Origin of the sequence: Rickettsia felis URRWXCal2, assembly GCA_000012145.1 — a bacterium.
Taxonomy (GTDB): Bacteria; Pseudomonadota; Alphaproteobacteria; order Rickettsiales; family Rickettsiaceae; genus Rickettsia; species Rickettsia felis.
In genome coordinates, this window is record CP000053.1 from 1,019,170 (window position 1) to 1,045,629 (window position 26,460).

Here is a 26,460-nt window from a genome sequence, read left to right on the forward strand (position 1 = left end):
AATATTTTTAACTGGATGCCGTGGTCAAGCCACGGCATGACAAAAACAAAATAAAAAACATGTTTATAGATAAAATCAAAGCAAAAGCAAATAATGACGAAATAAACGTAATTATCGAAATTCCGATGAATATCGGTCCAATCAAATACGAATTTGACAAAGAATCAGGAGCGGTTTTTGTTGATCGCTTTATGCAAACTACCATGAGCTATCCTTGTAATTACGGCTTTATTCCTCATACTCTTTCAAATGACGGTGATCCGGTAGACGTACTTGTCGTAGCTCATCATCCGGTAGTGCCTGGGTCGGTTATAAAATGCCGAGCAGTCGGCGTATTGATGATGGAAGACGAATCGGGGCTTGATGAAAAAATAATCGCAGTACCGACTTCTAAACTCGATATTACTTTCGATCATATTAAAGAATTAGATGATTTATGTGAAATGCTAAAGAAACGTATCGTGCATTTCTTTGAGCATTATAAAGATTTAGAAAAAGGTAAATGGGTTAAAGTTACCGGATGGGAAAATAAAGCAAAAGCAAACGCTTTAATCAATGAAGGAATAGATAGGGCTAGCTAGGACAAGAATTCATGGCTTTCAAGTCGTCATTGCGAGCAGCTGTAGGCTGCGTGGCAATCTTGTCAAGTATCCTGAGATTGCGTACGTACATAATTTTCAATTTTTCCGTAGCTCAGACGATAAAACCAATTCGCATAAGCAATATATCCTTACAATAACGTATCTATAAAAACAGTAATATTAATAAAACAGTGACCGACTTCTTGTATAACGTAGCTAATAAAGAGGAATTTGAAAGAAACACGGAAGCACATGCCACCGCAGCGTACACTTTAGTACGTGAGGATGCGAGTACCGGATTGACGCACAAATTACCTTTAGAAGCAAGTTATGCAGGAAGTCGATTATTTCGTTCAGGGGTCGTAGTAGCTTTTTTCACATTAATTTCTCGCATATTCGGGCTTGTGCGTGAACAATTTATCGCATCATTATTTGGTTCTACCCCTATGGGTGATAGTATTAATGTTGCTTTTAAACTACCGAATCTATTTAGAAGAATTTTTGCAGAAGGAGCATTATCAAGCGTATTCATTCCTATTTATAATGAAAAAATGCTTATTTCTAAGAAAGCCGCTAATAATTTTTCAGGCGAGGTTTTTACCCTTCTACTTCTGACATTAATAGTAATAATAGCATTAATGCAAATCTTCATGCCACAATTAATGCTGTTTATTGCACCTGGATTTCACGGTAAAAAAGAAAAATTTGAGCTTACGGTATTTTTATGCCGAATTACAATACCTTATTTAATATTTGTTTCATTAACGGCTCTACTTGGCGGAATATTAAACTCTGTAAAAAAATTCGCTGCATTTGCTTTTTCACCGGTTATTTTAAGTGTATGCGTAATAATTTTTACTTTAACATTTGATAATTATATAGAGTCTACTATCTCAATTAGCTTATCTTTAATAATTGCCGGAATATTACAAGTTTCTTTTATGTTTGTCTGTGTGAAAAGAGCGGATTTAAACTTTCCGATAATTTTTAACCCAAGCGATCCCGATGTAAAAAAGCTTTTGATTAATATGGGACCGGCAACCATTAGCTCCGGCGTACAACAATTAAATCTTTTCATATCTCAATCTATTGCTAGCTTTATTGAAGGTGCTATTTCTATATTATCTTATGCCGACCGGATATATCAATTTCCTTTATCGATAATAGGTACTAGCTTCTCTACTATATTGCTACCTGAACTGTCAAAAATCTATAAATCAAATGATATAGTAGCTGCAAAAAAAATACAGAATAACGCTATTAGAATGGGACTATTGTTATCATTGCCTGCAACATTTGGTATTATAATTCTATCTCATCCGATTATTAATATAATTTATGAAAGGGGAGTATTCACGAGCCAAGATACTACAAATACAGCCGAGGCTATTTCTGCATTTGCACTCGGACTTCCTGCTTTTATTTTGGCAAAAATTTTAACTCCTATTTTTTATGCTAACGGAGATACTAAAACACCGCTCAAAATAACCTTATTTTCAATAATAATTAATACCGGTATGAATCTATTATTAATGGATTCATTGAAACATATTGGTATTGCAGTTGGTACATCTATTGCAGCTTGGTATAATCTAGGTTTATTATATAGCTATACTACAAAACAAAATAAGCTACATATAGAAGCAGGTATAAAGCTTTTCTGTGGTAAAATTTTGTTATGCTGCATAATAATGTCTATCATCATTGCTTTAATAAAATATTATTATTTAGAATATTTTTATTCGGAATATTTATTGATTAAAGTTTGCATGCTAGGGGGTACAATTGCAGTTGGAATGGGAGCATTTTTCGGCACGGCATATTTATTAAAAGTGGTAAATTATGATAATAACAAGAAATAAGCACCAATCAAATTATCAGGATTTGCTAAAAACCTTAGCTATTATAGCCATGATTATTGATCATGTGGGTTTATATCTATATCCTGAATTAACTATTATGCGAATTATAGGTCGCACAGCTATGCCGATATTTTGCTTTTTTGCCGGTTATAATTTTCATGATAAGCCAAAAACACATATAATAATATTCGGTGTTTTATTACAAATATATACTACTGTACTATTTAAACAGTTTCTTACTACAAATATTCTAATCTCTATCTATTTAGGGCAATGGTATATTTATTATTTTCGTAATTCTTTAACTCACTTTCTCTATAGCGGTTATTGTCATGTAATTATAATGGTAATATTATGGTATATTAGCTGGGCTTTGATTGATTACGGGACTCTTGTAATTGCTATAATGATACTTGGATTTATTTCAAAACATGAGCAGACAAATCTAAAACTTTGCTGCTTTATAGCAATTTTTGCTTCTTTCGTGCATTCAACTCTTTTTACTCTTGCAATTTCCTTTAATGAGTTTAATTTTTCAAATACTGAGTTAATTTTAGATCTCATCTTCTTAATGATTACCTATACATTAATGATACTAAAAGATTACTCACAAAAAATACCGATAAATTTAAAATGGATAAGCCGAAATATTTTATATATTTACTGCATACAAATTATAATCTTACAATTTATATTCATCTATAAATACACATATGGTTTTTAAAATTGGTAAGTAAATAATTAATAATTAGTGACAGTAGTCCTAGGTTAATATTAATATGATTTAGATAATATTGATATTACTTATATGGATTTAATAGATCGTCTAATTTCGGATAATGAACAATATAAAGAGCAATTCAGAAAAAACAAACTATTTGAAATTAACTTAGATAGTACCCTACGAAAAAATAAATTTCTTAAACATTTTCGGATTTGGTCAGACGAATTTCAAAAAATGGTATTAGCAAGAGTAGTGTTTTCTGAAACAAAAGAATTTAAACAACTTGCATGGGAGCATCTTACCGATGAATTTGGACATAATATAGAATTATCCCAAAATCTAGAAAATGGTGAAGAAACTACAGATTCTATTTTTGAGGCCTTAGGTTCTTGGTTTACACTAAAAATGATGACTCTTGGAGATAGTGAGCGAGCTGTTCTTATCCATTTAGTAATAGAGTCTTGTGCTACTATATTCTATGAAAAACTAGGATCAATATTTTTAAATCATAAGTCAGCAAAACATTTCAAAACACATATGCATCTTGATCCCGAACATGAACAAATGGGAATAGATTTATTAAAACAAATAAATATTAATGATTCTTCTTTACTCACTATTCAAAAAAAAGGCTGGGATATGATTGATGCTCTGTTTACTAGACTTGCTGAAATTACTCAAGACTGATTTTACCCTCGCAAAACTCGTTTTACAATATTCGGTTCTTTCTCAATGATTTTAAGAAGTAATTTTGCAGCTCCTGTAGGTAATCTTCTTCCTTGTTCCCAGTTTCTTACGGTTGCTACGCTAATACCGAAAGTTATGGCAAATTGCTGTTGGGTTAACTGGGCTTTGTTCGGAAGGGTATGTATTGTGATCTTTTAGACGTAATTATCCTATTTTGACTGCAACACACTTACCAAATGAATTCCATAAATTTATAATATTGGTAATAACAATTGCTTCACGTTTTTGTGATGATATTTTTTTAGTTAATATAGATGAACCAATACATCTCTTAATTCTTGAAATTTGAGCTTCAATTAGTGCCCTAACTCCATAACAGTATTTTTTATAAAATGCATAAATGTTACTTTTTTACTAATATAACGTACAACCTTATCATGCCATATAGTGTTATCTTGACCATATATTTTAGCATTACGTGGGGGAGGAATTACTGGAGTAATACCACGATTACTCAATTTCTCAACTCCTTCAATACTATAGTAAGCACCATCAGCAATTACTCTATCTGCTGATATATTCCCTGGTATTAAGTACTCTAACATCTCTATATCAGCAGTATGGCAATCAGTAATCTCAACATTATGAATATTCATTGCAGGATCTATAGAAATATGCATCTTCTGCCATGGCTTATTCTTACAGACTTTATTGTATTTCGTTGCATACCAGTTACTAGCTGTATTAAATCTAAGACCTGTGCTATCTAGTATCAGAGATATAGCTTCGCCATTCTTGATACGACCAGCAAGTTTATTGCAAAACTGTTTGACCTCTAATGGTATCTGTGAAAATAAATCACATAGATGACCAAAACTTGGTACTGGAATCTCAAGACCCTTGCCCCGCCATAGATCCTCAAAGTAACCTGTTATTTGACGCTGCCCAAAACCAAATAAACGATATAATGTATAAATTAGTTGTATATATGGTACTTGGTATGTCGTTGCCCTCCCAGATTCTCCCTCTACGTAAGGTTGGGCATTAATGAACAAAGACTCTAAATCACCTTCAGGGAAATACAGGCTGACCATCCCTCTTTTTCTTAAACTATCGTTATATTGTGACCAATTGGTTATTTTATATCTCGGCTTATCTATTTTTCTTGGCAAACCTGTTTTTGTTCTTTCTTTGTATGGCATTTTTAATTTATAACTTATCTATTCCAGAATATCATATACTATTCCCTCTATACTTTATAGATGCTTTTAATACCCTTCCGAACAAAACCAGTTTAAGCATCCTAATTTTTCACAATGTACATTATCACTGATGGGAAAAGTCAGAAATATATTTGCTGTAAATGTTGGAAGATACACTAAAACAGCCCCCGAACAAAGAATCGCATTTGCATCCGCTAAATCCATTTGGGACGAAGCTACTCAAAGACTTCTTGCTGCCTGAAATCTAACAATATAGCTCTTTGGCATACTATTTTACTTAACTTGACGATGCCAAGGAGAAAACTTAATTAACCATCTTTGAAGAGTAGCGTGATCTATTTTAGCTCCTCTGATACTTGCTATCTCCTCTAATTCTCTGTAACTTAACGAAAATCTACACTTCATATACACAAATAACATTATTATTTCAGGAGATGAACAAAATCCTTTAAAATGTCTCAGGTGCTTTAGTGATATTCGGTAGGGCATGTTACTATTTTTTTAACTCTATATAACACATATCATCATACTTTGCAATAGATGCGACAGAGCCCATTTCTCAACACTCCCATAGTCTAAAAAACGAATAGCTACGCATTCTCTTATCTCTAATGATGTTGCAGTATACTAACAGCAAGCTCTATTAATTCCTGCTCTATCGCTTTTATACCTAAATATTTTGCAAGAGGTACATAAATTCTAAGTGTTTCCTTAGCCTTTTTTATTTGCTTTAGAGGTGGCATATACTTTATTGTGCGCAAGTTATGTAATCTATCTACTAGCTTAATCAAGATCGCTTTTTGGGATTGTTTGCCAGAGGTAAGTTTTAATATGATTTCTTCTTCTGTCAATCGATAAATATTAATTGAATCATTGAGCTTTGTAACCTTAGATACGAGTTGAGAGATATTATGATTAAAGAGAAATGTAATTTTTTCTAAGGTGAACTCCGTATCTTCTACAGTATCATGTAATAATGCAGCTATTATTACATCTGAATCTAGAGACCAGTCTAGTATTATATATGCAACTTCAAGAGGATGAGAGTAGTAAGGTTCTCCTGATTTTCTTTTTTGATTACCATGATATTTTTTAGCATAATAAATAGCTTGTTTTATTTTAGAATAATCTAACGCAATATTTCTTTTATTCAATAACGAGATTTTACCTAATAGCTTTTCAGAATAACAACATGATTCTAAGTAATTATTAATAACTTGCATAAAACCATACTTATTATATATTAACTATAATGATTAAAATTTCTTAACTTAAATTAAGGACTCCCAAAGCTTTTTATATAATATAATTCAAACATATGACAACAATAAAATTATACTATTTAAAGGATTGGAATAAAATAAAATTACATGGGTGGCAAGCTATCTGTGACAAAGGTTTAGTAGCCCTTAAATCTCCACATAAACTACATAGATGTAATCTATGTTGGGATATAAATTCTGAATCTATATTACAAGAGATAATAGCATTTTATGGAGATAACCCATTTTTTTTATATAATACATGTAATATTAATTCTAATTATCTGCAATCAGAAGGTAATCTTTTAGAAATAAAATTTGAAACATATAATATAAAAAAAATAAACTGTTATCAAAATGACAATGATCCAATGTTCCTGGAGACCCAAGACATATATTTGTGGACTAAAGTACTTGCAAATGCAATTAACAAAGAGCATAAAATATTGTTTTTATTTATAAAAACAATATCAGCTCTAAAAAATTCTAAGTTTTTTTTACTATATTGGAAAAATATTCCTGTAGCTACTTCGATGTTGAGCATTTACGATAATAATGCAGTTCTATCTTTTGTAACAGTTCAAAAACAATTTAGATTACAAGGCTTAGGGAGAACTATTATATTGAAAATAATTAGTTTAGCACACGATATGGATATTAAAACTATTTATTTATACTCAACAGAGAGAATTAGCCATATATATGTAAAGATTGGCTTTACCTTAGTAAATAGCTTTCACCTTTATAGAAGCACCTTATGAAAGTATAATTTTATTCAAATAATTATTATACTTGGAACTAAATCCTTATCTAGGAATCTCACTAGTTACTAGAATTGGAAATCAATTACAAACTAACTTAGTTAGAAGGTAAAATTAATGAATGTAGATATAATAATTCTAATTACTTTTCTTTTAGCCAATCTTACAGTTGGTATATTTTCATCAGGAAAAATTAATACAGTTAAAGAATATGCTGTAGGAAAGCAAGATTTTAGGACAAGTGATATTGTGGCAACGATAGTAGCTACCTGGGTAGGAGGTGGAATGTTTTCTAATGTTCTACAAAAAACCTATACGGATGGTTTTAAATTTTTGATTGCTGATATTGCTAATTGCCTCTCTTTTCTTTTTTGCTATATTCTTGTTCCACGTATGGGTGAATTTTTAGGTGCGACTTCTATAGCTACAGCAATGGGTAATATATATGGGAAATATGTAAAACTTATTACAGCAATTGCTGGATTAATTGTCTCTGTAGGTTTTATTGGGATACAACTCAAAGTTTTTGGTGGCTTAATAGGACATTTTTTTGATGTCCCCGTAGCATATACAATATTTATCAGTGGAATAATAGTTGTCTCATATTCTTGTTTTGGTGGAATAAGAGCTGTAACTTTTACAGATGTATTACAATTTTTTACTTTCTGTGCCTTTATCCCAATTCTAGGATTCTCTATATGGAGACATTCCTCTCAAGATATAATTGATATTCTAAAAAATTCTCCTTTACTTAATCACCGTGATATATTTAATAGTTCTCAAGAATTTTTCATTTTTATTACTCTTTCGTTGTACTTTGCATTACCATCATTTTATCCTGCATATTTTCAGCGTTTTGCTATTGCGAAAAATATTTTTCAACTACGCAAAGCATTTTTAATTGCAACTTTAATTTTGTTATTAATGAAAATTTTTATAGCATTAATTAGTATATTTCTATATTCAGTTAACCCCACACTACAACCTAATTTAATGCTTGGATATATTATTGATAACTATTCTTATCCAGGGCTGAAAGGTATTATAGTATCGGGGCTTGCGGCTCTTATTATGTCTACTGCAGATTCGCATATCAATGCTGCATCTATGCTTGTAGCTTCTGACATAATGAATAAAGATAGTAATTCTGATAATCTATTTATATGCAGATTGGCATCAATAATAATTGGTGTTTTAGGAATTTTTCTTGCTATTTTACAAAATAATATTCTTGATATAATGCTTATGTCAGCAAGTTTTTACATGCCTATTGTAACTGTACCATTTGTTTTTACTGTAGTTGGATTCCGAAGTAGTGGTAAAGCTGTGTTAATTGGCATGATAGCCGGTTTTATAACAGTTGTTATTTGGCGTATATTCTTTATGAATACAGGTATAGATAGTGTAATTCCTGGTATAATTGCAAATTTATTATTCCTGTTTGGTAGCCATTATTTATTAAAACAGCCCGGTGGATGGGGCATGATAAAAGATTCTTATACCTTAAAAGCTATTCAAGATGAAAGAAAAAGGAAAATTATTAGTATTTATCATTCTTTTACTAAGTTTAATTTAACTAAATTTTTAGAAAATAATACTCCTAAAAATAATCTTACTTATAGTTTTTTCGGTGTTTTTGTTTTCTTCTCTACCATAGCAAGTATTTACACAGTAAAAATATTTGTATTAGCTGTAGAATCAAAACTATTAACTACTATATTTCAAATAATGTTAATTATGGCTGCTTTATTTATTTGCTACCCTATATGGCCTGCAAGGTTAAATAAAAAACTAAAACAGATGGTTTGGTTCATAAGTATATTTTTTCTTTTAACCTTATGTAGTAGTTTTTTTGTTATTATTAATAACTTTGCTACATCTCAACTAATTATCTTTGCTTTAAATACGGTAGTATTAGCTATGCTTATAAGATGGAAAGTTGCAGTTATTGCATTAATTATTGGCATATTTTGTAGTATTCAGATTTGTGAACATTTTATATTACCTAATCTTCCCATTAAGATTACAATAAGTTATTTTTATATTACATATATATGTTTACTTATTAGTACAATTATAGTTGCTTTTATTATCCCAAAAGAAAAAGAAAAAGAATTGATAGCATTTTTTTTAAATCAACTTACACATCAAAATGAAGAAAGAAAAAAAACTCTCTTAAAATTATTACAGTATAGAACAGAATTTTTTAACAATATTGATCAAAATTGCATAAGTTTATTCCAAAGCTTAAATCAAAAAATTCAGTTATTGAATCAAGATATACAACAATGTAAAGAACCTAAACAAATCATACAAAAATGCAAAAATCTTTCAAAATTAGTATCCAAAATTAATGAAGGGGGGGAATATTTACATAAAGTAATATTTCAATTACAACATAATTTAAAAATTAACCTAGATAAAGTTAATTTACGTGATTTTTTACAAAAAATTGTGGATGAGCAAAAACCATTATTGTTTAATAAAAAAATCTTATTTCAATTTAATAGTGATAGTACGGAAAATATCTATCTAGATGCAATTTTAATTAAACAAATTATTGAACTTTTTATTCAAACTGGTATCAAATACTTAACTCAAGATATTATACTAATAAAGATCGATGATACAGAAATATGCTATGATTTAAGCTTTACAGATAAAATGAAAGCTATAAGAAAAGCGGTAAAAATTACAGTAATATTTAATGCTGTTAAGGTAACACCTGAAATTATAAATACTTTGTTATTAAAATTAAGGGATGTAAATTCAGATTTTTATCAAATAGTTTTTGCCCATTTTGGAAAATGTGATTTACAAATAACAGAAAAAAAAGAACTTTGTTATTCTTTAACTATTCCTAAAGAATTAAATAAAATTAGATCAGCAAAATTAGATTTGCTTAATGATGAATGGGAAAAAATAATATCCATGTATTCTGGATTAAAAGAGACAAGTGATCAAGTTAAAATTAATGTAGCAAAAAAACTTTTAGAACATGGTATAGATAATTATATAATTTCAAAATCTACTAACTTACCTATTGAAGAAGTGAATAAGTTAACAACATAAACATTAAAAGAAATCCCCGCCGCAAGCAACGGCTTTGTTCGGAAGGGTATTAAAAGCATCTATAAAGTATAGAGGGAATAGTATATAATATTCTGGAATAGATAAGTTATAAATTAAAAATGCCATACAAAGAAAGAACAAAAACAGGTTTGCCAAGAAAAATAGATAAGCCGAGATATAAAATAACCAATTGGTCACAATATAACGATAGTTTAAGAAAAAGAGGGATGGTCAGCCTGTATTTCCCTGAAGGTGATTTAGAGTCTTTGTTCATTAATGCCCAACCTTACGTAGAGGGAGAATCTGGGAGGGCAACGACATACCAAGTACCATATATACAACTAATTTATACATTATATCGTTTATTTGGTTTTGGGCAGCGTCAAATAACAGGTTACTTTGAGGATCTATGGCGGGGCAAGGGTCTTGAGATTCCAGTACCAAGTTTTGGTCATCTATGTGATTTATTTTCACAGATACCATTAGAGGTCAAACAGTTTTGCAATAAACTTGCTGGTCGTATCAAGAATGGCGAAGCTATATCTCTGATACTAGATAGCACAGGTCTTAGATTTAATACAGCTAGTAACTGGTATGCAACGAAATACAATAAAGTCTGTAAGAATAAGCCATGGCAGAAGATGCATATTTCTATAGATCCTGCAATGAATATTCATAATGTTGAGATTACTGATTGCCATACTGCTGATATAGAGATGTTAGAGTACTTAATACCAGGGAATATATCAGCAGATAGAGTAATTGCTGATGGTGCTTACTATAGTATTGAAGGAGTTGAGAAATTGAGTAATCGTGGTATTACTCCAGTAATTCCTCCCCCACGTAATGCTAAAATATATGGTCAAGATAACACTATATGGCATGATAAGGTTGTACGTTATATTAGTAAAAAAGTAACATTTATGCATTTTATAAAAAATACTGTTATGGAGTTAGGGCACTAATTGAAGCTCAAATTTCAAGAATTAAGAGATGTATTGGTTCATCTATATTAACTAAAAAAATATCATCACAAAAACGTGAAGCAATTGTTATTACCAATATTATAAATTTATGGAATTCATTTGGTAAGTGTGTTGCAGTCAAAATAGGATAATTACGTCTAAAAGATCACAATACATACCCTTCCGAACAAAGCCCAATAGAATATCCAGCATACGATCAGCTAGGAGTATCAAACGAACTAAAGAAATCCGAAATACTAGTATCCTCTCAGGAGTAAGATTAATATGGTTCAGGAGTGATCTCAATAAATTAAAAAGATATGCACAAAAGTTATAGCAATTTTTATTTATATTACCATTAGCTTAGAAATTAACTAAAATGATGGGGTCAATTTAAAATACAACATAGTTTTAATAACAAATAAAAATGAAAACAACAGATAGGCTATATAACAACCAAATTTCTGATAGTAGCAACAACAATATGGAGCAAATATATAGTCATATTGTATCCTTATCAAAAATAAAGCAAGGAACACCAGGAAATCGTACTAGTACTAATCCAGAAGTATCTAAAAGGAGATTAGATTCACTAGCTAGGCTTGTTACAGGAGATAATATTTGCTCAGCTATAAGATATTATAATGATACTATATTAATAGCTAGTAATAGTGGCGGTAATGAATTAGCTAAAGAAGTTTTAGACACTGTAAAAGATTTTTCTAAAGATAACAGAAAAAATGGGAAATGTTTAGAGGATGAATTACTTAGATTGTATGTTAAATCAAGTTGGAAACCATTTATCAAACAATTAATTAATCAACAAAAAGAGATTAGTACTTTAAAAAACAGTTCTGAAAAGAGAGTAAAGGCATTATATAATAACATTGAAAAATTATTGTCTTGGCCAGGAATAATGAAAGCCCCATGTAATAATAAAAAAAAGCAGACTGATTATATAAATGAACTTACCAAATTATTTCAAGGAGAACAAGAACTGAATAAATTTTGTGATTTTTGTTCAGAATGTATTAAGAGTGCTCAAAATACTAAATCATTTGAAAAAGAACATAAGATTATTGGTATAATACGACATCCACTCAAAGATATCAAGAAAGTAGCAGCAGACTTTATTGATCCAGAAATGAGTAAGTTTTCTAATAAAGTTAAACAAGCAATAATAGACGGTAAAATAAAATATTTAAATAACCAGAATAGTCAAAAAGAAAAAATCCATGCCGAAATGAGAATATTGCAAGAAATATATCAGCAGAATAATAACAATCTTGAAATACTGAAGAATGATTTAGATAGTGAGTATATAGGGATAACAAAATTATGTTGTCTTAGTTGTCAGGTAACCATAGAGGCACTAACCGGCAAAGAACTTGAAGAATCTGAGATTGTTAGGGGAAATCATGGTAAAGCCTATGAATATTGGAAAGCACCAGATTTTGTTTATAAAGATGAAGATTTACAGAAAAAGATATTATATGTATTTGATCTTTTAACAAAGAAAGATAATAAGAAATACCATAAATTAGGCAAAGATGGGGCAGACTTTTCAGACTCTTCAGTAGGTTCTTATGCATTGAGTGATGAAGATAAAGCAAAATTACAAAAAGCTGCCAGTACACTTAGTCAACAAGGTGTTACCCCTATAGAAGGAGCAGGAAAAAATAATCAATCACGTTATATTGGAAACAATAAAAATAAGGAAAAAAAGGTCATAGGAAGATAAAATAGGCTTTCTAAATAATGAAATAATTGAATTAAGAATTCTTTATTACAAGAGTTATGCTAGAATCTATGTATGGCTTACAAGAAAACTGATTTACACAGTGGTTCTTTGAAGCTGAGAAAGTAATTAGTATAAAAGTTATCGTAGCAATCTAAGGAATGTAACTGTAAATTCCCAGGAGAAAGAGTACAAATGGATATATACAAAATAGCTAATAATTTATATCCAGTATACCGCTATAGATAACTGTACCAGATATAAGATTTTAGCTTTATGTAAGACGTACAGAGCAGATACTTTATTTTTTAGATTATAAGTTATGGATCGTATACCGTTTCCAATACAGCAAAAGCCAAGAATTGCTTGCTTATGAGATACAGAAACACTGAAAATGTGCATCTCACACATGATGTTATGGCTGATTTTGGTTTTACAACAGCAAAAGTACACTTAAAGAAACTCTCTATTACTCAACCATAAGAAGATTTTATATCAAAGCTGATTAATACAAGATAAATAATAGATGAGAAGGCGATAAAAGAAGGATTAAAGACAATATACTACTCAACACGTAAGATGAATCATTAGATAGCTAACCATACAAATTTAGAATAAGATGGTTCTTTTCTTAGATACTGCTTAACTAAAATCCTTGGGAAAAGAGCTCCTATCAAGTTTTCAGAATTGCTAAAAAATCTTATCTTCCATTAGTAAGTTCAAAGTCATCTATTCTCTTCAAAGATTAGTTTTCTCCTCAATAGAATCATCTCAGTTTAATTGACATTGCTAAATAATTCTAAAAAATTATTGTTTAAATTTAGAAGAGGAAAAAAAATGACTAAAAGAAAATTTAACAAATTAGATAATATAGAACAAGAGGATGCATCTGCACAAAGTCAGAACATAAATATTGAATATAATAAGAATAATATTGAAAAGATACTCAATATATGTACAAACAAAAATGTAGAAGTGTTTTTAGGTCATGTAGATAAGCAGGATCAAGATACACTTCATAGTCCTGCAACAGGTGAATTGATTGAGCAAATAAAGTTGTATCTCTCAGGGCAGAATAAAAATGCACAACATTTTTTAGTAATAAATCTCAGTAACAAAGAATTAGTTGAGAGTGCGTATTTAATACACCTATATAAAAACTTAGATTGGAAGTTAGATGTAATACCGTTCGTTAATTATAAACAAGTAAAAGATATTTCTAGTTACATAGAAGATATTCTTACAGAAATAGACGTAGGCATTATTGGTGCTAGGATGTACAATGATTTAGGTATAACTAGTGCACGTATTGAACAGGTTATGGAGCACATGAAATTAAGAATACAATATTCCAAACTAAATAAAGATAATTTTGAGCAGTATAAAACAAAACTTGATGCTATTAAATTCGCTAAACCAGGAGCTTACACAGAAACTCATAAAGAAATTTTGGAACAAATATCAATTAATAATTATATAGATACGGTGGTAATTAACAAAAAAGAGTTAGAAATATTTAAGGCCGATATAATGCCACATCAACCAAGTAGCTCCAATATTAATACAGAAGATTATAATGATAAAGCTGCTATTTCGCTGACAGGAGAGACAGAGTGAATCCAAAAAGCCAGAAACAAAAGGAGCTCTTAGAAGAGATAAAAGGTAAGTCGGTATTATTAACACAACAAATAGATGTTAAAATAGATGGCAATGGGGTTTTGGTCATTGACCCCAAGACATTGATCAGAAGTGGTAACGGTGGGAAACAAGATAATCATATTATACCTGTTGCTATGTTTCTTTCTTCCATTAAGTATCATCTAAAAAGACAAAATGATATATCTAAAGTTTTTGATAATTTATCTTACATATATAATTTGTTAGCAACGGAAGTAAAATGATACAGAGCAACGGATGAAAATTGATACAGTATTAAAGTAATATCTTCTGGATAAGGAGGTAATGAATAATGATAATACTGGAGCAAATAATGGAAATAAAAATATTGAATAAACATGGTAAGAGCCTAAGAAGTATAGCAAGAGAAGTAGGAGTATCAGTAAATACAGTACGTAAATATTTAAAATATGATGGTAGCCCTAAATATAAGGATAGGTCGGAGTTGGTAACAAAGCTTGCCCCATATAAAGACTACTTGAGTGAAAGAATAAAATCAGCCCATCCTGTATCTCTACCTGGTACTGTACTGTTTCAGGAGATAAAAGAGTTAGGTTACACAGGAGGGATAACCCAACTAAGGGATTATTTAAGAAGTATCAAGCCAGTAGCTAAACAGGAGGATATAATAAGATTTGAGACTGCTTCTGGTAAACAGATGCAAGTGGATTGGATAGAATTTCGTAAGGGGAAAGATCCTCTATCAGCTTTTGTGGCTACATTAGGATTTAGCCGAGCAAGCTATATAGAATTTGTTAACAATGAAAAACTTATAACACTAATAGAATGCCATAAGCGAGCATTTGATTATTTTGGCGGAGTACCGGAAGAAGTACTTTATGACAATATGAAGACAGTAATACTGGATAGGGATACATATGGTCCTTGGGATACACCGTTTTAATAAAGGCATGCTGGATTTTGCAAAACATTATAGTTTTCGATTAAAAGTGTGTAGACCTTATCGAGCACAGACTAAGGGCAAGGTTGAGCGATTTAACAGATATATAAGAGAAAGCTTTTATAATCCATTAGTAACAAAATTAAAAACTTCAGAGTTGGTGTTAGATGTGGATACTGCAAATTCGGAGGTACTAAAATGGTTACGTGATACTGCAAATCTGCGTGTACATAGAACAACAGGTGCAATACCTGCAGAAAGATTAAAACTTGAAAGGAATCATCTTCAACCACTACCATTGGATTATAGCGGTAGTCATCCTACAGTACTAGAGATTATGAGAGATAAAGGGGAACGATTTTCTACAGTTTCCTTACAACATTCCCTCTGCATATACCAAAGTATACTGGAGGCATTATGAACCTGCAGCACCAACGTATAGAAGAGCTGTGCCACTCTTTAAACCTTATGCAGATAGCTGAAAATTATCTTGATATTGCACAATCCTCTAGTAAAGAAGACTCAAGTTATACGGATTTCCTGGAGTCAATATTAAAAACAGAGCTATTGGCACGACAGCACAGGAGTAAATCAATACTCACCAAAATGGCAGGCTTCCCTGCTATCAAAACGCTGGATGATTTTGATTATGATTTTGCTACAGGAATAAAACACAAGGTTTTGGAAGGTTTAAGGTCTCTGTCTTTTGTAGAAAGACAAGAAAATATTATTCTGCTTGGTCCTTCTGGAGTAGGAAAAACCCATATAGCTATTGCCCTTGGTTATGCAGCAACACAATGCGGAATCAAAACTAAATTTACAACAGCTGCAGATTTGATGCTTATACTTAATGCTGGGCTAAACCAGGGAAACCTGGACTCCATATTCAAAAGAGTTATACTACCATATAAATTACTTATAATAGATGAGTTTGGGTATCTGCCGTTAAAACCGGAACAAGCTAATCTGTTATTTCAAGTTATAGCAAAGCGTTACGAAAAGGGTAGCATAATTCTTACAAGTAATCTGCCATTTGGACAATGGCATAATAGTCTTGCTCAGGATAGTGCTCTTACAGCTGCTATCTTAGATCGTCTGCTTCATCACTCCACTATACTCAATATTAAAGGTGATAGTTTCAGGCTTAAGGATAAAAAGAAGACTGGTCTTGTGCCAATAGAAATTATTAATAAACAGGAGGATAATTTTATGACTTAAATATCAGATAATTTTTTTTATGATACTGTATCATTTTTCAGCCGATGCTTATTAAATATCTGTATCATTTTTCGACCGGTGTTGACATTAATCTTGCTTCTTCAACAGGTAAATCAGGAAAACGACCTAGTTTGATCCTTTTATATTCATCTTTTACCATTTGGGCTAGGTAAAAAGTTTTACTGCCACCGTAAGATACTATAAGTACCAATCCTTTTTCTTTAGTATCTTTGTAAAGGGTTCTTTTCTCTCTAGGGGGTTCGATTTTTAAAAGATTATTTTTAGTAAAATTAAAATACAATGGTTGTTTTCTCATTTTTATGCTTCCTATATGCTGTTATTGATTTATAATTAATAACTTAAACCAGCATAATATGCAAGTGTAAAATTACACAAAAAGTTGAAATGCTATAAATATAAAAATACTTACTAGTGCATATATATTTTTTTAAATTTTATAAATATTAATGCTGATAGTAACGTTACTTAAAGCAACATATTTTTCAATAGAAGCAAAAATATCACATCTATAAATTTTTAAAATTGCCTACCTTAATCCTTTTAAATAGATTATTATTATACTATAATCCTTAAAATTATGAGTTTTTAAAAAACAAGTTAGAATAAAAATGATAAATATTTCCTTTCCCGATGGGAGCGTAAAACAGTTTGAGTCGAATATTACGGCTTTTGAAGTAGCAAATGCAATTTCAATGTCGCTTGCTAAAGCAGCAATGGTTGCTGAAATAAACGGTGAGCTTAAAGATTTAAGTACTATAATTGAAAATGATTGTAAGCTTCGTATTTTAACTGCAAAAGATTCTGAATGTCTCGAGATAATAAGGCACGATGCGGCTCATATTATAGCTGAAGCTGCTAAAGAATTATTTCCTGATATTCAAGTAACTATCGGTCCTGCAATTGAAAACGGTTTCTTTTACGATTTTGCTAAGGATAAGCCATTTACACCGGATGATGTGGCAATGATAGAAGCAAGAATGCATGAAATAGTCAAGCGAAACGAACAAATTACTAGAGAATTATGGGATCGTGATAAAGCCGTTGAGTTTTTTAAATCGATAGGGGAGCATTATAAAGCCGAAATTATTGCTTCAATTCCGGCAGGTGAGCCGATTACTTTATACAGGCAGGGTAGTTTTATTGATTTATGCCGAGGTCCGCATGCTCCCTCTACAGGTTTTGTTAAGCATTTTAAGTTGATGAAAGTTGCGGGTGCTTATTGGCGAGGTGATAGTCGTAATGAGATGTTGCAGCGTATATACGGTACGGCGTGGGCTACGAAAGAGCAACTAGATAATTACCTCTTTATGCTTGAAGAAGCCGAAAAGCGTGACCATAGAAAGCTTGGGCGTGAGCTTGATTTATTCCACTTTCAAGAAGAAGCTCAAGGTATGGTATTTTGGCATGATAAAGGCTGGAGTATATATAATACCATTGAGCAGTATATTAGGAAAAAGATTCGTAAAAACGGTTATACTGAGGTTAAGACTCCTGTTTTGGTGGATAAAAGCCTTTGGGAGGCTTCAGGACACTGGGAAAAATTTCGTGAAGATATGTTCGCGTTAGAAACAGATGACAAGACATTAGCTTTAAAGCCGATGAATTGCCCTTGCCACGTGCAGATTTTCAAACAAGGTATTAAGAGCTATCGTGATTTGCCGCTTCGTATGTCGGAGTTTGGTTTGTGTCATCGTAATGAGGCGTCCGGTGCATTACACGGTTTAATGAGAGTGCGTAGCTTAGTGCAAGACGATGCTCATATATTTTGTGCGGAGGAGCAAATTACCGATGAAACGGTTAGTTTCTGTAAGCTACTTACTGAAGTTTATAAAGATTTCGGCTTCACCGATATAAAGGTAAAATTCTCTGATCGTCCCGAAATTAGAGCAGGTAGTGATGAAGTTTGGGATAAAGCTGAGAATGCTTTAAAAGAAGCAGTGGAAAAAGCAGGTTTCACTTATACGCTAAACCCGGGTGAGGGGGCATTTTACGGACCGAAGCTTGAGTTTGTATTAACAGATGCGATAGGGCGGCAATGGCAATGCGGTACGCTTCAGATGGATTTTGTTTTGCCGGAGCGACTCGATGCTAGCTATATTGCAGCAAGCGGTGAGAAAAAAAGACCGGTAATGCTCCATAGGGCAATACTTGGCTCGCTTGAGCGTTTTATCGGTATATTGATTGAAGAATATGCCGGACGTTTTCCTATTTGGCTTGCTCCTATACAAGTCGCTATTGCAACAATCACCAGCGATTTAAACGATTATGCTTTAGAAGTGCAAAAAGCTTTAATTGATAATGGCGTAAGAACGGATATTAATATCTCACCTGATAAAATTAACTATAAGATTCGTGAATTTTCTAATCAAAAAATACCGATGATTGCCGTAATCGGTAAGCAGGAAAAAGAAAATAAACACGTAACGATAAGAAGACTCGGAACTACCGACCAGGAAGTATTATCGATAGAGCAGTTAATAGCGTTAATTAAGAAAGAGAATGAGAAGTATTTGTAGATTTTAAATCTAAAATGTGATATAAAATAATGATAATATGTATCATAGGGATATGATATCCCAGTTAGGAAAAATCCTAAGGAGCTTATATGAGAACTATTATTAATATAGCTGATTCGCAAATTAAAATTCTAGATCAACTATCCAAGAAAAAAAATATCAAGAGATAAAATTATTGGGCAAGCTTTAACTAGTTACATTGCTAGTAATGATCACAATAATAAAGCATTTGAAAACGCTTTTGGACTTTGGAAAGATAAAAATCTAGATAGTTTAGAATATCAGACTAAATTACGTAATGAGTGGAACGAAGTAATTGTTTACTGTAAATGAAGAGTACAATTATATCGCTGATTATATTTTCCTTCAAATATTTCGCAATTAAAACCTAAAGCACGATAAAAATTTACTGCACTATCATCAGTTTCAGCTGTTATTTTCTTTAAAGTAAAATGACTAATTATATATAAAATTAATTGTTTTCCAATTCCTTGAGATCGAAAAGTTTTTAATACGCTAATATGCCTAATTATAGCCTGTATAGATAATACTTCAATTCCAATTATACCAATTAAGTTTTCTTCTATAAAACATCCGATAAGATGCAGCTTAGTATTTTTATAACTTTCTAATACTTGGCTAATTTTTTCAGTAGTAGGATTACCTATGCTATCTGCTATAAGAATAGATAAATTTTTTTCGGTAAAATTTACCACTCTAAATGTAAATATCGGTTGCATAATAATATTGTAGAATTAAAGATTATTTGATATACTTCACTGCTTTTTGCTATAAGTATAATTTTTCTTTAAGTTTTTAACAAATTTATTTATGAAAACAACATCTCATCCCGTCTCTTTTTTATGGTCGGTTATAATGCCGTATAAATATTGCTATCTTATTATGATGATGGCTCCGTTTTCAAATGGTGTTCATCCTATTTTATATAATTATGCCGTAAAGCTTTTGCTTGATCTGTTTACCCAAAATGAACAAATTACATTTGCACAAAGCTATAAACCGATAATGTTTTTTGTAATGGCACAAGCTATACTTGACGTAGCTTGGCGGACTCATAATTTTGCACAACTTAAAGCAATGCCTTATATCTTTCAAAGCATTATGAATAAAATTTGTAATCACTGTTTTCATTTGCCGTATACTTATTTTCAGAATAATCTTTCCGGCTCTATAGTCGGAAGAGTACGGGGCATAGGTGATAATTATTATAAAATGCACCAAGCTATTGAGTGGAAATTAAGCAAACCTCTACTCATTACACTATTTTCAGGGATTACTCTTGCCTATACTAATATTAAAATATTTACTGTTATTATTGCCTTTACTGCTCTTTATCTACCGCTTGCATTACATTTTTTTACCAAACTTGCTAAAATGGAACAGGCTAAGCAAGATTCTTGGTATAATTTATTCGGTATAGTGGCTGACTGTATCACAAACATTTTTACTATTTTTTCATTTGTCGCAAAAAAGCGAGAATTAAATAAAGTACAAGATTACTACCATAACGTACATAATCCTTTAACAATTAAATATTATAAATATGATTCCATTATCTCTATAATACTCTGTTTAGTATATTGGATATATTTGATAGGAGTTTTTGTATATGTAATTTACTTACGTAATTTAGGCGAGATTAGCATTGGTGATATCGCTTTTATTATGCCGCTTACTTTTTTATTTGCTGAAAATTCGTGGCATACTACTATGGAAGTTAAAGACTTTTTAGAAGATGTAGCTAGCTTTCGATCGAGCTTTAAAATCATGCAAATCCCACGAGATACTATAGATAAAGAAGATGCTGCTGAATTAAAAATCTCCAAAGGTGAGATTATATTTAAGGATGTATCTTTTTCTTACGTAAATGATAATAGTAAGCAGCTAAATTCAGAAAGCTTCAGACAGGATGAATTTAAGAGCAAGCCTGCGGAGCGTACAATAGTACGTGAGCACAGGCTTGACTCAAAAAATTCACCTGTATCAAGTTTTCTGAATGACGCTGTATTTCAGTCTCTTAATTTGCATATAAAAGCCGGTGAGAAAGTAGGTATTGTCGGGCATTCAGGTAGCGGTAAATCTACTTTGATTGCATTATTGTTAAAGAACTTTAAAGCCGGAATCGGTGATATTATAATCGATAACCAAAGTATTTACGATACTTCCTCTGACAGTCTACGGGAGCAGATATCGCTAATTCCTCAAGATATTATGCTTTTTCATCACTCAGTAGGTGAGAATATCGGATATGCAAAAGAGAATGCTTTACCTCATGAAATAGAAAATGCCGCCAAAGCTGCAAATATCCATGAATTTATCGAAAGTTTACCGGAAAAATATAACACCATTGTCGGTGAGAGAGGAGTAAAGCTAAGTGGCGGACAGAGGCAACGTATAGCAATTGCTCGTGCTATTCTTAAAAACGCTCCAATCTTGGTTTTAGATGAAGCAACTTCAAGTCTTGATAGCCACACAGAGCAAGAGGTACAAAAATCTATTAACACAATGCTTGATATTGAGAATGTAACTATAATTGCTATAGCTCACAGATTATCTACTATCAAGCATATGGATAGAATTATTGTTATGGATAAAGGCAAAATCGTAGAAGACGGCCCTTTTAGGGAACTCGTTCGTAAGGAAAAGGGTAAGTTTAGGGAACTTTGGGAGCATCAAGTTAACGGCTTTGTCTAGACTCGTTTATAGTAAATTAATTAGAATTAGGCACAATTTCTACATTATCTTTTAATTTTTTAAGAGCATATCTCATACCGTAAATGGGTTAGCATTAGCGGTATTCGCTACACACTTAAAAAAATAAAATATTTCATATAAACCGCACCTAATTCTAATTAATTTACTATAATTTGAAAAATTGGCGTCGTAGTTTCATATTTTTTGATCTGTGCGATCTTAGTATGTACGGCTGCGGTCAAAAAATATGAAACGCCTTGCTCTTTTCCAAATTAAACTTCGTCTATTCATTTTACTGTGAGTGTTCATGGGTTTTTAATTTCTGCAATTTTTACTATCATTAATATAAGAAAAACTATCTCTGCTTGAACAAATATAATCAAAAATTCAAAAACTCGTGAACGCTAACGAAACAAAACTAACTATGAAGTTCATAACCTAATAAAAGGCATTTATTACATTTATAATCAAATATTTCATGAAATGTTGTTTTTAATTGCCAGTCTTTTTTACAAGATGGACAATTTGAATAATTAGAACGTGCATATGAGTTTCCTGATATCGGTTCTGCTATAGGATAAAAAACTTTCTTTTTTAAACATTTTTGTATTCGCTTACTAATTTTTCTTCCTTCTATAGAAATATCACTGTCTAATTCTGCTAATTGTCTTTCCATTAACGGTTCTAATTTTTTATAGCTTGAAAGCCATAATATGCGAGCCGCTGCATAATCATTTTTCCAAGAGGTAATTGTTCCTCCGAGATATCGGTCTTTATCATTTATTATATATAAAGGTAGATATCTCCCCTCATCTGTACGTAATACAAGCTGCTCTTCATAAGCTTTTGACCATGAAATAAGATATAAATAGAGAAATTTTGCATTTTCAATATTTTCTTCAATATCAATAGGTGTTTCACTAACATAGTCTGCTGTTATTTTATAACTAATTACTACGCCCAATTGCTCTAATTCATCTTTATCTTTCAATGCCTGATAGCTTAAATGTGAAGCATGCAAAGCATCTTTATTAGGAATTACTGCATAAAAAACCAGTTTATTTTTTGTGGGACTAAAAAATTCTCCATTATTTAATATATTACCGTTTTGATATAAAGAACCGATAAAACTACAAAGTAAATGCCAGGTTTTTCCATAATCTTTTAGTAAGAATTGTTTACTTTTATTAAACGATATAGTAACAAGATATATGCTAGACATAGTTTAAATAAAATTTACCTACTTAGCTAAGAATGCTGCCTTTTATAATCTAACTTAATCGGAGTTTATTCCTAAATAGTTATATTAGTATATAAGTATTGATTTTAACCCTGCTTTAAAGAAAAAAGTTACACCCCTAAGGCTTTTTTACCTTTAGATTGTTCTTGTTCAACTGCTTGAGTATGAGATTTGACTTGAGGGATTGCAAGATCGACTACATGTTCATATCTAACGCCGTTTTCAAATAAAACTTGACCGCATTTATTCACTTGAATAACATCTTCTTTAGAGAACTTATTTAAAATAACTTCCGTAATGTCGTAAAGGAATTTCCAAGATAATTCTATTCTTTCTTGTAATGTCAGCTTTTTATTTTCCGGTTTTTGACTATTAAGGGCAACATTTGGCGAATCATCAATATTACCTCCTTCAGTAGGTAATATATTTTTTTTACGTGCTGCTATTTTCTTATACATTAAAAATATTAATAATAATGCTAAGCAACCTATGGCAATTAAAATATGAGTATTAGAATTAGACACTATTTTGCTCTTCCTTGTTGTTGAGTTAAGTTTTGTGTTTTAGAAAGCATCGTAACCACTGCTTTACCTATATTAACTAAGTTAGCTATATCAGGAGCTAGCTTTGCAACTGCTAAGACCGGAGGCGGTAATAAGTTAGTTTTTATTGCTAGACTTATAACATTTCCGAGTTCTTTACTTCCTGGTATTACTCCTACTATTTTTTTTATGTCACTTGCAATTTCCATAGCTTTTTCTGCGGCTTTACATAAGGATTCTATCTTTTCGCCAAAAGAAGCTTCCGGATTTAATACTTTTAATAATTCTGTTTTAGCTTCATTTAGATTATCCGAAATAGTATTCTTTACAGAGTTTAATTTGTCAATATTTATATCTTGCGGAATTGCATTTTCAATATTACTTTTTAGTTCTGCTATTTTTTCTTCTACTTCATCTTTGCTTTTTGGTATAGCTTTAGAAGCTTTTGCAACATTCTCTAGTGAAGCTTGGTTATTAGGGTTTTTATTTGCTATTTCAATAATTTTTCGAGGCGGTTCTTTTAATATTTCTGAAATTGCGGCAACGTTCTTGGCTTTTTCATAGATATTTTCAAGCTTCTCATTAGATTTAGCCTCTTCCCTTATTTCTTTTATATCATTATGCAGTTTTGTTATTTTTGGCAATAGTTTTTCAGAGTCAATAAGATTATTTACTTTTTCAAGTATTCCGCTTGTTTGGATAAATATTCCAAGCATCGGTATTTGAGTGGATATAACTCCGACTAATATATTTTCTAATGATTCTATAATTTTTTTAGAAGCTCCAGGATAGAGTTTATCTAATTCTTGCTGAAATTTTAAAACTTGTTCTAAAACGTTTAAACATTTTTCTACAATAATCCCGTCAAATAAAAAGATATCTTTTGTTTTTAACTGTTCTTGATATGCTTTCTCAAGTGCTTCAGATAAAGTAGTTAGAGATTCTTGGATTGTTCTATTAAAAAGTTTTTCTATTTTCTCTATATCGATATTTTCAGTGTGAGATAATTCATTTAAAGAATTTTGTAAAATATAAAATAAATGATCTTCCAAATCTTTTACATTCATTTTCAAAGATTTTGTAAAACCTTTTAATTTTATTAACAGTCTTTGTAGTTCTTCTTGTTGTTCTTTGTTTAATCCGCTGAAACTAGAAAAATTAATTATAGACATAAAATTTATTATTTTGTTACCAAATATTAATTAATCTTAAAGCTTTATAACCGTAAAATAAAATGTAAAATAGTTATCATTGCCCTTGAGATTAATTTTTGTTATATTACGTGCTAACATTGCTACAATAGATTTATATTGTTTTATTAGGATATAGGTATATTCTTGAAAGATTAAACTAATCTAACTAACATATTATCAATTATTCAAAAAATTTATGCGTAAATTAACTACATTTATTATCACCTTATTACTAACCGGTTCAGCTGCTGCTGTTGATTTGCAGGAAGCTTTAACTGAAGGATATAAGAATAATGAGGAGCTGAAAGCTGCTAGAATTAAGTTTTTGAATGCGATTGAGCAGTTCCCTCAAGCTTTTTCAGGATTTATGCCTAGTGCCGGAATGAAGATTGAAAGAAGTAATAGTAAAACCAAATATAATAAAAAATATACTGATAGGCTTGGTCTTACTCCAAGAGAGACAGATAGCAATCAAGGTGCATTAACAATTGAGCAATCATTATTTAGCGGTGGTTCTAGTGTTGCGGCTCTTAAAGCTGCTCAATCAGGGTTTAGAGCATCACGAGGCGAATATTATGCCGGCGAACAAAAAATATTATTAAATTTAATAACTGCTTATCTTGATTGTTTTGAGAGCAAAGAGAAATATGATATTTCTGAAAGTAGGGTTCGTACTAACATACAACAAGTTAACACTGTTGAAGAGAAATTAAGACTAGGGGAAGCAACGGCGATAGATATAGCAACTGCAAGAGCAGGGCTTGCAGCGGCAGAAACGAATAAACTAGCTGCCTATGCCGATTTTCAAGGAAAAAAAGCAAATTTTATTAGAGTATTCGGAATAGAGGCTACTGATATAACTATGCCTAATTTACCTGATAGATTACCTGCTTCATTAGATGAGTTAACAAAAAAAGCTGCTAAGTTAAATCCTGATATTGATTCGGCAAGGCATAATGTAACTTCGGCGAAGGCTTTGGAAATGGTGCAGAAAGGAAAATTACTGCCGCAAGTGAGCGTAAAGTTGCAATCAGGTAGAACTAACTATAATCCACAAGATCCAGCTGTTCAAAATATAAACAATAAAAGCTATACTACTATTCTTTCGGTAAATATCCCTATTTATCCAAATGGAGGGGCTCAATATTCAGAAATTAGAAAAGCTAAAAACCAAACAAGAAATAGTGCAGTTCAGCTTGATAGTGCGATAAAGCAGACACAAGCGGGTGTTGTAAGTGTATGGGAAGGATTTGAAGCGGCAAAATCTCGTATTGTTGCAGCTAATCAAGGCGTGGAGGCTGCACAAATATCATATGACGGTACAGTGCAAGAGGAAATAGTCGGCTCCAAAACTATACTCGATGTTTTAGATGCTGAGCAAAAATTGTATGAAGCAAAAATAACTCGTGTGGATGCGTATAAGAATTCAGTACTTGCGGCATATCAAATGAAATTGTTAACCGGTGAGCTAACGGCTCAAAGTTTAAAACTTAAAGTAAAATATTTTAGTCCTGAAGAAGAGTTTAAGACTATTAAAAAGAAAATGTTTATAGGTTTCTAAC

The 26,460-nt window shown here is 31.3% G+C and carries 21 protein-coding genes and 5 pseudogenes; 17 read left to right on the forward strand and 9 right to left on the reverse strand.

What is annotated here, in order from left to right; translation table 11 throughout:
• Window positions 1-59: 59 nt before the first annotated feature.
• The 4 genes from ppa (at window position 60) to RF_RS05175 (ending at window position 3,854) form a co-directional block, all read left to right on the forward strand.
• Window positions 60-581, forward strand: coding sequence for an inorganic diphosphatase (gene ppa / locus RF_RS05160; protein ID WP_011271285.1), 522 nt, complete (start codon window positions 60-62; stop codon window positions 579-581).
• A gap of 299 nt (window positions 582-880) precedes the next feature.
• The gene (gene murJ, locus RF_RS05165) at window positions 881-2,443 is read left to right on the forward strand and encodes a murein biosynthesis integral membrane protein MurJ (protein ID WP_410525683.1); all 1,563 of its coding nucleotides are present in this window, start codon (window positions 881-883) and stop codon (window positions 2,441-2,443) included.
• The gene (locus RF_RS05170) at window positions 2,424-3,167 is read left to right on the forward strand and encodes a TraX family protein (protein WP_011271287.1); all 744 of its coding nucleotides are present in this window, start codon (window positions 2,424-2,426) and stop codon (window positions 3,165-3,167) included. Before murJ ends, RF_RS05170 begins: the two co-directional genes overlap by 20 nt.
• An 84-nt stretch (window positions 3,168-3,251) precedes the next feature.
• Window positions 3,252-3,854, forward strand: coding sequence for a hypothetical protein (locus tag RF_RS05175; RefSeq protein ID WP_011271288.1), 603 nt, complete (start codon window positions 3,252-3,254; stop codon window positions 3,852-3,854).
• A 2-nt stretch (window positions 3,855-3,856) separates the two neighbouring features.
• Here the strand turns inward: RF_RS05175 and RF_RS09990 are convergent.
• The 4 genes and pseudogenes from RF_RS09990 to RF_RS05190 all read right to left on the reverse strand — a co-directional run.
• Window positions 3,857-4,021: pseudogene (locus RF_RS09990) on the reverse strand (helix-turn-helix domain-containing protein); the annotation flags it as partial.
• 189 nt (window positions 4,022-4,210) lie between these two features.
• Entirely contained in the window at window positions 4,211-5,056 is an 846-nt protein-coding gene (locus RF_RS05180) for a transposase (RefSeq protein WP_011270718.1), read from the reverse strand.
• Between the two features lie 315 nt (window positions 5,057-5,371).
• Window positions 5,372-5,566 (reverse strand): annotated as a pseudogene (locus tag RF_RS09150) (IS6 family transposase); the annotation flags it as partial.
• 119 nt (window positions 5,567-5,685) lie between these two features.
• The gene (locus RF_RS05190) at window positions 5,686-6,300 is read right to left on the reverse strand and encodes an HD domain-containing protein (protein WP_011271290.1); all 615 of its coding nucleotides are present in this window, start codon (window positions 6,298-6,300) and stop codon (window positions 5,686-5,688) included.
• Between the two features lie 95 nt (window positions 6,301-6,395).
• Here RF_RS05190 and RF_RS05195 point away from each other — a divergent pair, with 95 nt between their 5' ends.
• The 9 genes and pseudogenes from RF_RS05195 (at window position 6,396) to istB (ending at window position 16,671) form a co-directional block, all read left to right on the forward strand.
• Window positions 6,396-7,100 carry a GNAT family N-acetyltransferase gene (locus tag RF_RS05195; RefSeq protein ID WP_011271291.1) on the forward strand — a complete coding sequence of 235 codons (705 nt, stop codon included), beginning with the start codon at window positions 6,396-6,398 and terminating at the stop codon, window positions 7,098-7,100.
• Window positions 7,101-7,217: 117 nt separating this feature from the next.
• On the forward strand, window positions 7,218-10,172 hold the full coding sequence (locus RF_RS05200; protein WP_011271292.1) for a sodium:solute symporter family transporter: 2,955 nt from the start codon (window positions 7,218-7,220) through the stop codon (window positions 10,170-10,172).
• A gap of 119 nt (window positions 10,173-10,291) precedes the next feature.
• The gene (locus RF_RS05205; RefSeq protein WP_011270718.1) at window positions 10,292-11,137 is read left to right on the forward strand and encodes a transposase; all 846 of its coding nucleotides are present in this window, start codon (window positions 10,292-10,294) and stop codon (window positions 11,135-11,137) included.
• 197 nt (window positions 11,138-11,334) lie between these two features.
• Window positions 11,335-11,456: pseudogene (locus RF_RS12030) on the forward strand (IS481 family transposase); the annotation flags it as partial.
• Window positions 11,457-11,564: 108 nt separating this feature from the next.
• Entirely contained in the window at window positions 11,565-12,878 is a 1,314-nt protein-coding gene (locus RF_RS05210) for a nucleic acid/nucleotide deaminase domain-containing protein (protein WP_011271293.1), read from the forward strand.
• 834 nt (window positions 12,879-13,712) lie between these two features.
• Window positions 13,713-14,492, forward strand: coding sequence for a hypothetical protein (locus RF_RS05215; protein WP_011271294.1), 780 nt, complete (start codon window positions 13,713-13,715; stop codon window positions 14,490-14,492).
• Window positions 14,489-14,776, forward strand: a complete 288-nt coding sequence (locus tag RF_RS05220) for a hypothetical protein (protein ID WP_011271295.1) — start codon at window positions 14,489-14,491, stop codon at window positions 14,774-14,776. The genes RF_RS05215 and RF_RS05220 overlap by 4 nt, the downstream gene beginning before the upstream one ends.
• Window positions 14,777-14,844: 68 nt before the next feature.
• A pseudogene (istA, locus tag RF_RS05225) lies at window positions 14,845-15,874 on the forward strand (IS21 family transposase).
• Entirely contained in the window at window positions 15,871-16,671 is an 801-nt protein-coding gene (istB, locus tag RF_RS05230; protein ID WP_011270406.1) for an IS21-like element helper ATPase IstB, read from the forward strand. Before istA ends, istB begins: the two are co-directional and overlap by 4 nt.
• A gap of 64 nt (window positions 16,672-16,735) precedes the next feature.
• Here the strand turns inward: istB and RF_RS05235 are convergent, their stop codons facing one another.
• Complete coding sequence (locus RF_RS05235) at window positions 16,736-16,987, reverse strand: Arm DNA-binding domain-containing protein (protein ID WP_011271296.1); 252 nt, start codon at window positions 16,985-16,987, stop codon at window positions 16,736-16,738.
• Window positions 16,988-17,300: 313 nt separating this feature from the next.
• Between RF_RS05235 and thrS the strand changes: the two genes are divergently transcribed.
• Window positions 17,301-19,208, forward strand: a complete 1,908-nt coding sequence (thrS, locus tag RF_RS05240) for a threonine--tRNA ligase (protein ID WP_011271297.1) — start codon at window positions 17,301-17,303, stop codon at window positions 19,206-19,208.
• An 89-nt stretch (window positions 19,209-19,297) separates the two neighbouring features.
• Window positions 19,298-19,541 (forward strand): annotated as a pseudogene (locus RF_RS11565) (hypothetical protein).
• Here the strand turns inward: RF_RS11565 and RF_RS08155 are convergent.
• Entirely contained in the window at window positions 19,529-19,948 is a 420-nt protein-coding gene (locus RF_RS08155; RefSeq protein ID WP_011271298.1) for a GNAT family N-acetyltransferase, read from the reverse strand. The pseudogene RF_RS11565 and the gene RF_RS08155 overlap by 13 nt on opposite strands.
• 91 nt (window positions 19,949-20,039) lie before the next feature.
• Between RF_RS08155 and RF_RS09160 the strand changes: the two genes are divergently transcribed.
• Entirely contained in the window at window positions 20,040-21,923 is a 1,884-nt protein-coding gene (locus RF_RS09160) for an ATP-binding cassette domain-containing protein (protein WP_011271299.1), read from the forward strand.
• 418 nt (window positions 21,924-22,341) lie between these two features.
• Here the strand turns inward: RF_RS09160 and RF_RS09165 are convergent, their stop codons facing one another.
• From RF_RS09165 to RF_RS10630, 3 genes are all read right to left on the reverse strand, one after another.
• Complete coding sequence (locus RF_RS09165) at window positions 22,342-23,145, reverse strand: DUF2310 family Zn-ribbon-containing protein (RefSeq protein WP_011271300.1); 804 nt, start codon at window positions 23,143-23,145, stop codon at window positions 22,342-22,344.
• Window positions 23,146-23,273: 128 nt separating this feature from the next.
• On the reverse strand, window positions 23,274-23,687 hold the full coding sequence (locus RF_RS05265) for a DUF2660 domain-containing protein (RefSeq protein WP_011271301.1): 414 nt from the start codon (window positions 23,685-23,687) through the stop codon (window positions 23,274-23,276).
• Entirely contained in the window at window positions 23,687-24,877 is a 1,191-nt protein-coding gene (locus RF_RS10630; protein WP_011271302.1) for a hypothetical protein, read from the reverse strand. Before RF_RS10630 ends, RF_RS05265 begins: the two co-directional genes overlap by 1 nt.
• A 217-nt stretch (window positions 24,878-25,094) precedes the next feature.
• Between RF_RS10630 and RF_RS05275 the strand changes: the two genes are divergently transcribed.
• Window positions 25,095-26,459, forward strand: a complete 1,365-nt coding sequence (locus RF_RS05275; RefSeq protein WP_011271303.1) for a TolC family protein — start codon at window positions 25,095-25,097, stop codon at window positions 26,457-26,459.
• The last annotated feature ends 1 nt before the right edge of the window (window position 26,460 follow it).

Coding starts and splice junctions, on each gene's coding strand:
- RF_RS05190 (WP_011271290.1), bottom strand. CDS start 6,300: ATGCAAGTTATTAATAATTACTTAGAATCATGTTGTTATTCTGAAAAG.
- RF_RS05215 (WP_011271294.1), top strand. CDS start 13,713: ATGACTAAAAGAAAATTTAACAAATTAGATAATATAGAACAAGAGGAT.
- RF_RS10630 (WP_011271302.1), bottom strand. CDS start 24,877: ATGTCTATAATTAATTTTTCTAGTTTCAGCGGATTAAACAAAGAACAA.
- RF_RS05235 (WP_011271296.1), bottom strand. CDS start 16,987: ATGAGAAAACAACCATTGTATTTTAATTTTACTAAAAATAATCTTTTA.
- RF_RS05170 (WP_011271287.1), top strand. CDS start 2,424: ATGATAATAACAAGAAATAAGCACCAATCAAATTATCAGGATTTGCTA.
- RF_RS08155 (WP_011271298.1), bottom strand. CDS start 19,948: ATGCAACCGATATTTACATTTAGAGTGGTAAATTTTACCGAAAAAAAT.
- RF_RS05205 (WP_011270718.1), top strand. CDS start 10,292: ATGCCATACAAAGAAAGAACAAAAACAGGTTTGCCAAGAAAAATAGAT.
- RF_RS05275 (WP_011271303.1), top strand. CDS start 25,095: ATGCGTAAATTAACTACATTTATTATCACCTTATTACTAACCGGTTCA.
- thrS (WP_011271297.1), top strand. CDS start 17,301: ATGATAAATATTTCCTTTCCCGATGGGAGCGTAAAACAGTTTGAGTCG.
- RF_RS09160 (WP_011271299.1), top strand. CDS start 20,040: ATGAAAACAACATCTCATCCCGTCTCTTTTTTATGGTCGGTTATAATG.
- RF_RS05200 (WP_011271292.1), top strand. CDS start 7,218: ATGAATGTAGATATAATAATTCTAATTACTTTTCTTTTAGCCAATCTT.
- RF_RS05175 (WP_011271288.1), top strand. CDS start 3,252: ATGGATTTAATAGATCGTCTAATTTCGGATAATGAACAATATAAAGAG.
- ppa (WP_011271285.1), top strand. CDS start 60: ATGTTTATAGATAAAATCAAAGCAAAAGCAAATAATGACGAAATAAAC.
- RF_RS05180 (WP_011270718.1), bottom strand. CDS start 5,056: ATGCCATACAAAGAAAGAACAAAAACAGGTTTGCCAAGAAAAATAGAT.
- RF_RS09165 (WP_011271300.1), bottom strand. CDS start 23,145: ATGTCTAGCATATATCTTGTTACTATATCGTTTAATAAAAGTAAACAA.
- RF_RS05210 (WP_011271293.1), top strand. CDS start 11,565: ATGAAAACAACAGATAGGCTATATAACAACCAAATTTCTGATAGTAGC.
- istB (WP_011270406.1), top strand. CDS start 15,871: ATGAACCTGCAGCACCAACGTATAGAAGAGCTGTGCCACTCTTTAAAC.
- RF_RS05195 (WP_011271291.1), top strand. CDS start 6,396: ATGACAACAATAAAATTATACTATTTAAAGGATTGGAATAAAATAAAA.